The organism is Mycobacterium sp. 1423905.2 (genome assembly GCF_001673155.1).
GTDB lineage: Bacteria > Actinomycetota > Actinomycetes > Mycobacteriales > Mycobacteriaceae > Mycobacterium.
In genome coordinates this window covers 1-12161 of sequence record NZ_LZLE01000343.1, presented here as the reverse complement: position 1 = coordinate 12161, position 12161 = coordinate 1, and the positions used below count along the sequence as shown (strand labels likewise).

Annotated in this window: 12 protein-coding genes; 11 read left to right on the top strand and 1 reads right to left on the bottom strand. The window is 66.4% G+C overall.

Annotation, left to right across the window (positions count from 1 at the left end; all coding sequences use genetic code 11):
* Nucleotides 1-1769: MMPL family transporter (locus A9W95_RS23530; protein ID WP_082983287.1), on the top strand; the 1769-nt coding region annotated here is incomplete at its 5' end.
* Here the strand turns inward: A9W95_RS23530 and A9W95_RS23525 are convergent.
* Nucleotides 1766-2422 carry an amino acid-binding protein gene (locus A9W95_RS23525; protein ID WP_156746371.1) on the bottom strand — a complete coding sequence of 219 codons (657 nt, stop codon included), beginning with the start codon at nucleotides 2420-2422 and terminating at the stop codon, nucleotides 1766-1768. The two genes, A9W95_RS23530 and A9W95_RS23525, sit on opposite strands and share 4 nt — an antisense overlap.
* Nucleotides 2423-2553: 131 nt before the next feature.
* On the opposite strand from A9W95_RS23525, the gene A9W95_RS23520 reads away from it, so the two are divergent.
* From A9W95_RS23520 to A9W95_RS23475, 10 genes are all read left to right on the top strand, one after another.
* Complete coding sequence (locus A9W95_RS23520) at nucleotides 2554-3555, top strand: MoxR family ATPase (RefSeq protein WP_067418473.1); 1002 nt, start codon at nucleotides 2554-2556, stop codon at nucleotides 3553-3555.
* Nucleotides 3556-3558: 3 nt separating this feature from the next.
* Nucleotides 3559-4431, top strand: a complete 873-nt coding sequence (locus A9W95_RS23515; RefSeq protein ID WP_067418472.1) for a DUF58 domain-containing protein — start codon at nucleotides 3559-3561, stop codon at nucleotides 4429-4431.
* Nucleotides 4421-4897, top strand: a complete 477-nt coding sequence (locus A9W95_RS23510) for a hypothetical protein (RefSeq protein ID WP_067418470.1) — start codon at nucleotides 4421-4423, stop codon at nucleotides 4895-4897. The genes A9W95_RS23515 and A9W95_RS23510 overlap by 11 nt, the downstream gene beginning before the upstream one ends.
* Complete coding sequence (locus A9W95_RS23505) at nucleotides 4888-5973, top strand: hypothetical protein (RefSeq protein ID WP_067418469.1); 1086 nt, start codon at nucleotides 4888-4890, stop codon at nucleotides 5971-5973. Before A9W95_RS23510 ends, A9W95_RS23505 begins: the two co-directional genes overlap by 10 nt.
* Complete coding sequence (locus A9W95_RS23500) at nucleotides 5970-7028, top strand: VWA domain-containing protein (RefSeq protein WP_067418467.1); 1059 nt, start codon at nucleotides 5970-5972, stop codon at nucleotides 7026-7028. Before A9W95_RS23505 ends, A9W95_RS23500 begins: the two co-directional genes overlap by 4 nt.
* Nucleotides 7025-7837: a hypothetical protein gene (locus tag A9W95_RS23495; RefSeq protein ID WP_067418464.1), complete on the top strand. Its 813-nt coding sequence runs from the start codon at nucleotides 7025-7027 to the stop codon at nucleotides 7835-7837. The genes A9W95_RS23500 and A9W95_RS23495 overlap by 4 nt, the downstream gene beginning before the upstream one ends.
* A gap of 33 nt (nucleotides 7838-7870) precedes the next feature.
* Nucleotides 7871-8170: an Asp-tRNA(Asn)/Glu-tRNA(Gln) amidotransferase subunit GatC gene (gene gatC / locus A9W95_RS23490; RefSeq protein ID WP_067418463.1), complete on the top strand. Its 300-nt coding sequence runs from the start codon at nucleotides 7871-7873 to the stop codon at nucleotides 8168-8170.
* Nucleotides 8167-9648, top strand: a complete 1482-nt coding sequence (gatA, locus tag A9W95_RS23485) for an Asp-tRNA(Asn)/Glu-tRNA(Gln) amidotransferase subunit GatA (RefSeq protein WP_067418461.1) — start codon at nucleotides 8167-8169, stop codon at nucleotides 9646-9648. Before gatC ends, gatA begins: the two co-directional genes overlap by 4 nt.
* A 122-nt stretch (nucleotides 9649-9770) precedes the next feature.
* A complete protein-coding gene (locus A9W95_RS23480) occupies nucleotides 9771-10802 on the top strand; it encodes an ATP-dependent 6-phosphofructokinase (protein ID WP_067418459.1) in 1032 nt (343 codons plus the stop codon).
* 155 nt (nucleotides 10803-10957) lie between these two features.
* On the top strand, nucleotides 10958-12082 hold the full coding sequence (locus tag A9W95_RS23475; RefSeq protein ID WP_156746370.1) for a MinD/ParA family protein: 1125 nt from the start codon (nucleotides 10958-10960) through the stop codon (nucleotides 12080-12082).
* The last annotated feature ends 79 nt before the right edge of the window (nucleotides 12083-12161 follow it).

Here is a 12161-nt window from a genome sequence, read left to right as displayed (position 1 = left end):
GTCCGGTTCTGGTGGCGGCCTGCGCGCTGGCCCTCATCGGTCTGATCGCGCTGCCGGGTTACAAGACGAGTTACGACACGCGTCCGTACATGCCCAACAGCGCAGCGGCCAACATCGGTTACGCGGCGGCCGAGCGGCACTTTTCCCGGGCCCGGCTGGAGCCCGAACTGCTCATGGTCGAAACCGACCACGACCTGCGCAACCCGGCCGACATGCTGATCCTGGATCGGGTGGCCAAGGCGGTGTTTCACATTCCGGGTATCGCGCAGGTGCAGTCGATCACCCGACCGTTGGGCACGCCGCTGGTGCACACCTCGCTGGCGTTTCAGATCAGCACCCAAAGCGCCACTCAACAGGAGAACCTGACCTACCAGCGGGATCGAGCGAACGACCTGCTTCGCCAGGCCGGCGAGTTGGCGAAGACGATCGACATCCTCAAGCAGCAGTACACCCTGCAGCAGGAACTGGCGGCGACCACGCACAGCGAGGCGGAGAACTTCCGCGACACCATCGCCACCATCAACGAACTGCGCGACAAGATCGCCAACTTCGACGACTTCTTCCGGCCGCTGCGCAGCTACTTCTATTGGGAGAAGCACTGTTACGACATCCCGGCCTGCTACGCGCTGCGATCGATCTTCGACGCGCTCGACGGGATCGATCAGCTCAGCGCCAAATTCGAAGACCTGACGGCAACGTTGGACCGCCTCGACGCGCTGCAGCCGAAACTGGTGGCGTTGATCCCGCCGCAGATCGCCAGCCAGGAGACCAACCACGACCTGACGATGGCCAATTACGCCACCATGTCCGGCATCTACGCCCAGACCGCCGCGGCGATCGAGAACGCCACCGCGCTCGGGCGGGCCTTCGATGTGTCCAAGAACGACGACACCTTCTACCTACCGCCCGAAGTGTTCGACAACCCCGACTTCAAACGCGGCCTCAAGTTGTTCCTGTCGCCCGACGGCAAGGCTGCCCGGATGATCATCACTCACGAGGGCGATCCCGCGACGCCGCAAGGGATTTCGCACATTGAGCCGATCGTCAAGGCCGCGCACGAAGCCGTCAAAGGCACCCCGATGTCCGATGCTGAGTTCTATCTCGGGGGCACCGCTGCCACGTACAAGGACATCCAAGACGGCGCCAAATACGACCTCATGATCGCCGGCATCGCCGCGCTCAGCTTGATCCTGCTGATCATGATGATCCTGACCCGCAGCCTGGTCGCCGCGCTCGTCATCGTCGGCACCGTCGCGTTGTCGTTGGGCGCTTCATTCGGGCTCTCGGTGCTGGTTTGGCAATACCTGTTGGGCATTCAGCTCTACTGGGTGGTGCTGGCGCTGGCCGTGATCCTGCTACTGGCGGTGGGATCCGACTACAACCTGTTGTTGATATCGCGGTTCCGAGAAGAAATAGGTGCCGGATTGAAGACGGGCATCATCCGCGCCATGGCCGGCTCGGGCTCGGTCGTCACCTCCGCCGGGGTGGTCTTCGCGGTCACCATGTGCGCATTCGTGTTCAGCGGGTTTCAGGTGCTCGGGCAGATCGGCACCACCATCGGGCTGGGGTTGTTGTTCGACACCTTGATCGTGCGGTCGTTCATGACGCCGTCCATCGCCACGTTGCTGGGGCGCTGGTTCTGGTGGCCGCAACGGGTGCGGCCGCGCCCGGCCAGCACCATGCTTCGCCCGTACGGGCCTCGGCCGGCGGTGCGCCAACTGTTGCTGTGGGAGGACGACGACGCGGTGGTGAGCCCGCGGTCGCGTTAGCGCAGCATGGTCGCCACAATGCCGGCCAGGTAGCCCAGCCGAGCGACCTCCGACGGGCGGAATTCCGGACCGGGCCGGCCCAGCACTACCGCGGTATGCGGGTCGCGCAGCGGCGCGGCCACCATGGTGGTGTCCATGTCGCGCCAGGCCTGCGGCACCCAGTCGGCGCCACCGTCCAAGGTGGCGGCACGCTCGATCGGCAACCACGGGGCCGACGCCGCCCGGGTCTCCGGCGCGCCGGCACTGGCCGCCAGACGCAACAGCCCACCGTTGTCGCTGCGCACGATCGTGCACCAGCTGACCCGCAGCACCTTGGGCGCCTCGTCGGCCAGCACCTGCAACTTGGCTTGTCCGTCCTTGGCGGCGGCGACATGGTCGAGCAGTTCGAGTTCGCGGTGCGCTTCCAACAGCCCGGTATGCGGACGCACACTGTCCACCCGCACGCCGATCAGTGACTCTGCGGCGGTGATCAGCGTGTCCGGCATGGCACCCGGCGGCAGCTCGATGACCAGGTCGTCGATGGCGTGCCCGGCGCTGCGCTCGACCACGTCCAGCGACAAGATGTCGGCACCAACCGAGCCCAGCGCGACCGCCAGTGACCCCAAACTGCCTGGTCGGTCGACCAGTTCGATGCGCAGCAGATACGAGGGCACGGCCAACACTGTTACACAGGGATGCATGCGGTGCACTTTCACCGGGTACGCCGTAGGCCGTAAACCGCGCAGCAGCAATTATTCGGGGGGCTCGCAATGACTGACTGGTCGACACTTCGGTACGCCGGAGAATGACTACAACTCGCATCCAGCCGAACCAGCAGCAGATGGAACACGCATACCGCGTGGTCAACGCCATCTCTGCGGCCTTCGCGCGCAAAGTCGTCGGGCAGGACTATCTGCGCGAGTCGCTGCTGCTGGCGATGCTCACCGGCGGGCACATCCTGCTCGAAGGGGTGCCCGGCCTGGCCAAGACGACGGCGGCCCGAGTGATCGCCGATGCCATCTCCGGAGCCTTCCAGCGCATCCAGTGCACCCCGGACCTCTTGCCCAGCGACATCATCGGCACCCAGATCTTCGACTCCTCTACCCACACCTTCACCACCCAGCTGGGCCCGGTGCACGCCAACATCGTGCTGCTCGACGAGATCAACCGCTCCAGCGCGAAGACGCAAAGCGCGATGCTCGAAGCAATGGAAGAGCGCCAGACCACCATCGCCGGGCAGGTGTATCGCATTCCCGAACCATTTCTGGTGATCGCGACGCAGAACCCGGTGGACCAGGAGGGCACTTATCCGCTGTCCGAGGCGCAAACGGACAGGTTCATGCTCAAGGAGGTGCTTCGCTACCCCCGCCCGGAGGACGAAGTCGAGGTGATTGCCCGCATCGACGCCGGCGTGTACGACCGTGACGCGCGGCCCAACCCGGTGGTGAGTTTGGACGACATCGTGCATTTGCAGAGCACCGTTCGCAACGTGCATCTGGACCCAACGCTCATCCGCTACGTCAGTGAGCTGGTGCACGTCACGCGCAATCCCGACGAGTTCTTGCCCGCCGAGCTGGCCCGGCTGGTGGAATACGGCGCGAGCCCACGAGCCACCATCGCCTTCTGCCAAGCGGCTCGGGCGTTGGCCGTGCTGACGGGGCGCAACCACGTCATCCCCGATGACGTCCGCAAGCTGGCGCACCGAGTCCTGCGGCACCGGCTGATCCTGGGCTTCGAGGCCGCCACCGTCAACGTCACCCCCGAAATGGTGATAGACGCTGTGCTGCAATCGGTTCGAGTACCCTGACTCATGGGCCGACACCTCAACCAGGCCAAAGCTCACTTCGGAACCGACACCCGGCGGCTGCTCGAAGGTGGCCGTTACGCCTTGGTGCACACCAGAAGCCTCGAGCTCAACGATCTGCGCCCTTATGTCCCGGGCGACGATGTACGCGACATCGACTGGAAGGCTTCGGCGCGATCCGGATCGGTGCTGATCAAACGCTTCGTCTCAGAGAAGCATCACAAGATTCTGCTGGTCGCCGACTCGGGCCGCAACATGTCGGCGTACGCCCCGAGCGGGGAAGTGAAGCGCGATGTGGCCGCCAACGTCATGGGTGCGATCGGGCTGATCGCCATCGGGCGAAGTGACGAAGTCGGCTTGGTCTGCGGTGATTCGCGTGGCTCGGTCACGATCCGCAGCCGGCGCGGTGAGACGCACATCGAGAGCCTGCTGGATCGCTTCTACCTCAACGCTTCTCGTGACGCGGCCACCAGCGACATCGTCGGTCAGCTGGACTTCGTCTCCCGGTCCCACCGCCACCGGTTGTTACTCATCGTGGTGTCCGACGAGCCCGACATCACCCCCGCGCTCGGTGACGTGCTCAAGCGGCTGAGCGGGCGGCACGAAGTGATCTGGCTGATGATCGTCGACATGCCGGCGATCGGCGTGGGAGAAGGGGGAGTGGGCGGGTTCGACGTGGCGACCGGACGTTTCGTCCTCGGCGAGGCGGCGCTGGGGCCGCGCGTGCTCGCCGCCTACCAGGCGGCCGAGGAACGTCGCTGCGAGCAGCTCGACGCGTTCCTCACCGAGCACCGGGTGCGCTTCGCCCGGATTGAGGGAAGCGACGAAATACGCCCCCGGATCGTCGAAGTGAGCGAAGCCTACCGCCATGCCGGCTGACGACCTGCTGCGCTTCATCGGTGCTCCGCTGCCCTTCTCGCCGTGGTGGCCCATCCTGGGCGCCCTGCTGTTGCTCATTGTGATTGCCTGGTACACCGCGGTTCTCCTCTGGACCATGCCGCCGTCGCGGCTGCGCCGGATGCCGGTGATCAACGGTGTCCACGCGCGGGTCAATCGATTCCGATTTACGCGTGCGATTCGCCGGATCGGTGTCCAGTACCGCGACGGTGACCTGACAGCGGCCCAGGCCGGCGCGCGGATCAGCCGGACGCTGCGCAGCTTCCTTTATGTGGCGACCGGCGTCAGGGCGCAATACCTGCACGTCTCACAGCTGGCCGCCGGTCCATTGGCCCCGGCCGCGCCGCTGATCGAAGGCCTCAACGACGCGCAATTCAACCCCGAGGCGCATGCGGACGTCGTCGCGTTGGCACGCTCCGCCGAGGAGCTGATCACCTCGTGGAACTGAAATGGTGGCCGGTGGTCTACCTCGGGCTGCTGTGTCTAGCGGTGACCGTCGCCGCCGCGGCGGTGGTGCCGATGGCGCGGCTGCGCCGGGTACTTCGGCCTCTGGCGCACGTGGACCGGCTCACCCGTCTGCCGGAGTATGCCCGCGTCTACCGGCTGTATCTGCTGTCGGTACTGGTGACCGGCGCACTGCTGTTGGCGACGTTTGCGGCCGCCGTGGTCGCCAGCGCACGACCAACCGGACTGGCGTCGTCCCGGCAGGCGTTCGACGCCGCCCATCCTCAGGACACCATGTTGTGTGTCGGCCAGCCCGTCAGCGAACCCTCCACGGCTGACTTCCTGCGTTATTACGCCACTTCGGCCCAGCGGATGGCGGCGCAGGACACCCGCCGGATCGGGCTCACCTCAACGACTTTGCGCGTCATCCCAGTGACCCGCGACCATCGCTACGTCGCCGACCGGTTGGGGTCGTTGTCGCGACTTGCCGGGATCAAGCAGAGCCTGGACGCCCGGAAACCGGTGTCGGACAACGACCGCGCCGAGCTGACCGCGGGGGCCGAACAATTCTCTCACCCGGTCAACTACGTGGACTACGCCCCGAGCGTCGAAGACGTGCTCGCCCTGTGTCTGACCGGCTTCCCGTCGTACGAAGCTCAAAGCGGGCACCGGCGACAGCTGATCTATCTAGGTCCCAGCGTCTTTCGCGATCCGTCGGATCGGCGGCCGTCGCTGTTCACCGGCGAGAGCCTCAAGCGACTGGCCGTGCAGCAGGGTGTGCAGGTCAACGTCATCGCCCGAACAGACATCGCCGCCTCGTCGACCGAGGACACCGACGTGCTGCGCGACACGGCGGATGCTTGCGACGGTCGGTTCTTCTTGTACCACGCGGCGGGTACCACCACGGGTCCGGCGCTGAGCCACTACCTCGACCAGATCGAGGCCAACGCCCCCAACGCGCAACTGCCCGGCGGCAAGGTCATCACCAGCCTGTCCGCGGATTCCCCCGAGATTTTGCTGATCGCAGGCGTTGTAGCGGCTGCGCTGCTGTCGATTTCGCTGGCGGTGTTGCGCCGATGACGGCTTACCCGGTTTTGCCTGCGCTGTGGATCGTGATCCTCAGTGCGGTGCTGGTGCTGATCCGCATCGTGGCGTTGTACCGACTCTTGCTGCGCACCGGCGCCGGCCGTATCGGACCGGTGCTGATGCGGTGGAGCGGGATGACCCTGGCGGTCATCCTGCTCGTGCTGGCCGCCTGCCGCCCCGGGTTCGACAACGATCCTGGCGGCGGGTCACCTGAGGCGACGGACCAGGGCGCCGCCAACCTGAACGTCTTCTTCGTCGTCGACCGCTCGGTCAATTCGCGCGTCGAAGACTTCGGCGACGGCAAGTCCCGAATGTCGGGTATCCGAGCGGATCTCGCGGGACTGATCGAGCAGTATCCCCGCGCCCGGTTCGCGCTGATCTCGTTCGCGAGCAACGCCACGCTGGACTGGCCGCTGTCCGACGACGCCGCCAGCCTGCAATCCGTCGTCAAGGGGCTATCGCCCTATACCGCCGCCGGGGCCGACGCGGTCTACCGCGCCGACGCGGTCGCCGCCCGGGATGTGTTGCGCGCCAAGATCGATCAGGCCGGCAAGACCTTTCCCGGCTCGCAGAGCTTCGTCTTCTATTTCGGTGCGGGCGATGCGGACTCGCGAATGCCCGCGACGTCGATCGAGTTGGGCCGGGCCAAGGTCGCCGGCGGCGCGGTGCTCGGCTACGGAACCAAGGCCGGTGGGCCCATCCCGAAGGGCTGGGTCAACGGCCGCAAGGTCTATCAATCCGATCCCGACGGCGGCGGCTCGGTGAAGTCGGCGATCGACGAGAGCCGGCTCCAAGACATCGCCGGCCAACTCGACGTTCCCTATATCCACCGGGACAGCGGCCAGCCGCTGACCGGTGTCGCGCCCGCGCCCAAACCCGGCGCCGATGCAGATAGCGACCGCAATCGGCAGCTGACCCAATTGCTCGGCCGACTCGAGCTCTACTGGATTCTCACCATGATCGCCGCGGCGTTGCTGCTGGGTGAGATGGCATTGACAATCCGGGACTACCGCAGGAACCGCATGTCGACCCGGGATGTGGGTCGATGATGCTGCGAAAGGCGCCGTCGGCGCGCATCCGGCTGCGCAGACGGCTGTGCGTGTTCTCCGCCCCGGTGGCCGTCATGCTGCTGTTGGCCGCGGCGAAGCTCATCACCACCGGCCTCTTCGGGCATTGGGCCGAAGAGGATTTCGGCAACCGCGACGTCGAGGCGCTGCGCCACGATGTCGCATGGCTTGGTGTATTCGACGTCATCGAACCGGCCAAGACCGCGTTTGCCGCCGGGGACATGAACGTGTTGGCGGGGCGCCTGCGCGACGCCGAGGATCGCTTCGCCGATTCGCTGTCCCGCACGCCGCCGACCCAGTCTTGCCCCGCCCGGGTCAACCTGCTACTCGTCCGGGAAACCCTGGGCGATCTGGCTTTCCGGGACGGCAACATCGAGCAGGCGCAGCGCCTCTATACCGCGGCCATCGAGCTGGCCACCGCGGCGCCCGCGGCATGCTTCGCCGGCAACAGCGACCCCGATGCGGACCGCCGCGCCGTCCGGGCCGACGCGATACCGCGGCTGCAACACAAACTCGACCTGCTGCACCGGCCCGCGTTGCCGCCGTCGGCCGGGCCGCCGCAGCCGCCGCCGGGCCCGCCTCCCGCGGCACTCACCCCGCCCGGGCTGCCCGAGGGCGGCGACGAGCAGAACCCGAACGGCCCGGGTTCGCTGATTCCCATCTCGCCCGACCGCCTGCCCGTCGTCGACGGCGGACTCCCACCGGGACACCGGTTGGGCACCGGTGATCCGTTGGACCTGCTGCGAAAGCTGCTCGACAACGCCAACGCGTACGGCGACAACCAGGAATGAACCACAGAACCCGCTCCACTAGGCTGGGCGCTCGTGTCCCAGATCTCCCGCGACGAGGTGGCCCACCTGGCCCGGTTGGCACGGCTGGCGCTGACCGACACCGAGCTGGACAGCTTCGCCGGTCAACTCGACGCCATCCTGACGCATGTCAGCCAAATCCAGGCCGTCGACGTCACCGGGGTCGAAGCCACCGACAATCCCCTCAAGGACGTCAACGTCACCCGGCCTGACGAAACCACTCCGTGCCTGACCCAGCAGCAGGCGCTGGACCAGGCGCCCGAGGCCGTCGACGGCCGGTTCGCCGTGCCCCAGATTCTGGGGGAGAGCCAGTGAGCGACGTCATCCGGCTCGACGCCGCGACGCTGGCGGCCAAGATCGCCGCCAAGGAACTGTCGTCGGTAGAGCTCACGCAGGCCTGCTTGGACCAGATTGAGGCGACCGACGACCGTTATCACGCGTTCTTGCATGTCGCGGCCGACGAGGCGCTCGCGGCGGCGACCGCCGTGGACAGCGCGGTAGCCGCCGGAGAACGGCTGCCCTCGGCGCTGGCTGGTGTCCCGCTGGCGCTCAAAGACGTGTTCACCACCATCGATATGCCGACCACCTGCGGCTCCAAGATCCTCGAAGGCTGGCGCCCGCCCTACGACGCCACGCTGACCACGCAGCTGCGGGCCGCCGGAATCCCGATCCTGGGCAAGACCAACATGGACGAGTTCGCGATGGGCTCGTCGACCGAAAACTCCGCCTACGGCCCGACCCGCAACCCGTGGAACGTCGAGCGAGTGCCCGGCGGTTCCGGCGGTGGCAGCGCCGCGGCGTTGGCGGCGTTCCAAGCGCCGTTGGCCATCGGGTCCGACACCGGCGGCTCGATTCGCCAGCCGGCCGCGCTGACCGCGACAGTCGGCGTCAAACCGACCTACGGCACGGTGTCGCGCTACGGGCTGGTGGCGTGTGCGTCGTCGCTGGACCAGGGCGGGCCGTGCGCACGCACGGTGCTCGACACCGCGCTGCTGCACGAGGTGATCGCCGGTCACGACCCGCGCGACTCCACCTCGGTGGCGGCCGCCGTGCCCGACGTCGTGGCTGCGGCACGCGCCGGCGCCGCCGGTGACCTGCGCGGTGTGCGAGTCGGTGTGGTGAAGCAACTGCGCGGTGACGGCTATCAGGCCGGAGTGCTGTCGTCGTTCCAGGCCGCGGTCGAGCAGCTGACCGCCTTGGGTGCCGAGGTCATTGAAGTCGACTGCCCGCACTTCGAATACGCGCTGCCCGCCTACTACCTGATCCTGCCCTCGGAGGTGTCGAGCAACCTGGCTCGCTTCGACGCCATGCGCTACGGGCTGCGTGTCGGTGACGACGGCAGCCACAGCGCCGAGGAAGTGATGGCGATGACGCGCGCCGCCGGGTTCGGACCAGAAGTCAAGCGGCGCATCATGATTGGGACCTACGCGTTGTCGGCCGGATACTACGACGCCTATTACAACCAGGCGCAGAAGGTGCGCACGCTGATCGCGCGGGATTTGGACGAGGCCTACCAATCCGTCGACGTCCTGATCTCGCCGACGACACCGACGACCGCGTTCGGACTGGGCGAGAAGGTGGACGACCCGTTGGCGATGTACCTGTTCGACCTGTGCACGCTGCCGCTGAACCTGGCCGGTCACTGCGGCATGTCGGTGCCGTCGGGGCTGTCCGACGACGACGGCTTGCCGGTGGGACTGCAGATCTTGGCGCCGGCGTTGGCCGATGACCGGCTCTACCGAGTGGGCGCAGCCTACGAGGCCGCCCGCGGCCCGCTCCCGTCGGCAATCTAGAAGTTCTTCCCGCGAGAACTTCTTCCCGCGAGCAGACGCAAACTCGCACTCGACCGAGCTGATTGGGGCGATTTTGCGTCTGCTCGCGCCACTGGCCGGTGCCGCGGGGCAAGATGAAAGATATGCGGATCGGAATACTCACCGGCGGCGGCGACTGCCCCGGCCTCAACGCCGTCATCCGGGCGGTGGTGCGTACCTGTGACTCCCGATACGGCTCGTCGGTGGTCGGCTTCCAGGACGGCTGGCGCGGGCTGCTGGAGAACCGGCGCATGCAGCTCCGCAACGACGACCGCAACGACCGCCTGCTGGCCAAGGGCGGAACGATGCTGGGGACCGCCCGGGTGCACCCCGACAAGCTGCGTGCCGGACTCGAGCAGATCAAGCAGACCCTCGACGACAACGGCATCGACGTGCTCATCCCGATCGGCGGCGAGGGAACCCTGACCGCCGCGCACTGGCTGTCCGAGGAGAATGTTCCGGTGGTCGGGGTACCGAAGACCATCGACAACGACATCGATTGCACCGACGTCACTTTCGGCCACGACACCGCGCTGACGGTGGCCACCGACGCTATCGACCGGTTACACAGCACCGCCGAATCCCATCAGCGCGTGATGCTGGTGGAGGTGATGGGCAGGCACGCCGGCTGGATCGCGCTGAACGCCGGGCTGGCCTCCGGTGCGCACATGACATTGATTCCTGAGCAGCCCTTCGACGTCGAAGAGGTATGCCGGCTGGTCAAACGGCGCTTCCAGCGGGGTGATTCACACTTCATCTGCGTGGTGGCCGAGGGCGCCAAACCCATCCCGGGTTCAATCTCGTTGCTGGAGGGTGGAATTGACGAGTTCGGTCACGAGCGCTTCACCGGGGTCGCGGCTCAGCTCGGTGTGGAAGTAGAAAAGCGCATCAACAAAGATGTTCGGGTGACCGTGCTGGGGCATGTCCAGCGGGGCGGCACTCCGACCGCATACGACCGGGTGCTGGCCACCCGCTTCGGCGTCAACGCCGCCGACGCCGCGCATGCGGGGGAGTACGGGCAGATGGTGTCGTTGCGAGGGCAAGACATCGGCCGGGTACCGCTGGCCGACGCGGTGCGCCAGCTCAAGCTGGTGCCCCAAACCCGCTACGACGACGCGGCGGCGTTCTTCGGCTAGCGGGCGTTGCGCAGATTGATATGCCGAACAACCGGTAGCACGCAATTGACGAACCGCTGAATTCCTAGTTCATCCCGGATCCGGATGCTGCGAATTTGCCCGATTGTGGACCACGGCGTGTTTTCCGCCGACGCGGAATGGCAATTTCTTCGGTTATGAATGACCGCGGTCGCAGTCGCGGAGGGGTCCTACCGAATGCCACCCCAAGGGCGGCGCCACGTTGGCGTGGTCGCGGGGACTGGGCGGCCAGGACGGTGCCAGAGCGGTATCAGGCACCGGTCGGTCACCGCGATGAGTCGCCGACGCCGACAGCGATCCCGGCCCCGGCTCCGGCGCCGCGGGAACGAGTGCCCGGGGGTACCGCGTTGGATGCGCTCGACCAGCAAGAGGTCGAGATCTCGTCGGGCCTGCGCTGGCATGACCTGATGTGGCGGATCAAGCGGATGGATTTCGGTCCCGGCAAGGGTGCCGGCTATGAAGGGCAGCTACGCGATCACATTCGCACGCCCGTGGGGACCGCGTTCCCGATCGCCGTCCTGAACCTCAAGGGTGGGGTGGGTAAGACTTCGGTGGTGGAAGCGCTCGGCTCCACCCTCGCCGGGGTGCGTAAGGACCCGGTGATCGGGATCGATCTCGACGGTGGCGATCTGTCCGATCGGCATGGTCGGCGCAGTCACCTCAACATGCTGGATTTGATCAACGACATCACGGTCACGCGGTATTCGGACGTGCGGGCGCATACGTATATGAACAGTTCCGGATTCGAGGTTCTCGGCTTGCCGGATTACGCCGACACCAATTGGCGCGTCGAGCGTCAGGATTTCATCAAAGTCTTTTCGATACTGCGCAAGCATTACTCGGTGGTGCTCATCGACTGCGTCAAGGCGCTGAATTCGGGTGTGATGGAAGCGGTATTGCCCGAGTCGCGAGCTCTCGTGGTGGTCAGTAGTGCCTCGATCGATTCGATCAGGAAGACTAGGACGACGCTGGAGTGGTTGCGGCGCAACGGCTATCCCAAACTGATCGCGTCGACCGTGCTGGCGATCAACCACACCGAGCCGCGGGCGCTCGAGACCCTGGCGTGCAAGGAACTCGAGCAGCTGTCCGCTCAGGTGGCGGGCACGGTGGTGCTGCCGTTCGATCGGCATATCCATGAGGGCAAAGAGATCGGCGTCGACCGGTTGAGTAAGGAAAGTCGGCGTTGCTACCTGGAGTTGGCGGCCGCGGTCGCCGACCTCTTCCCGGGTAGAGGCGTGCCGCGCAACCGTCAGTGGTCTTAAGGGGTGGTGGTCTGCTTCGGCCGGCTCCGCCGACCTCGCAACCACCACTAGCCCCATGGTGGTGGTCTGCTTCGGCCGG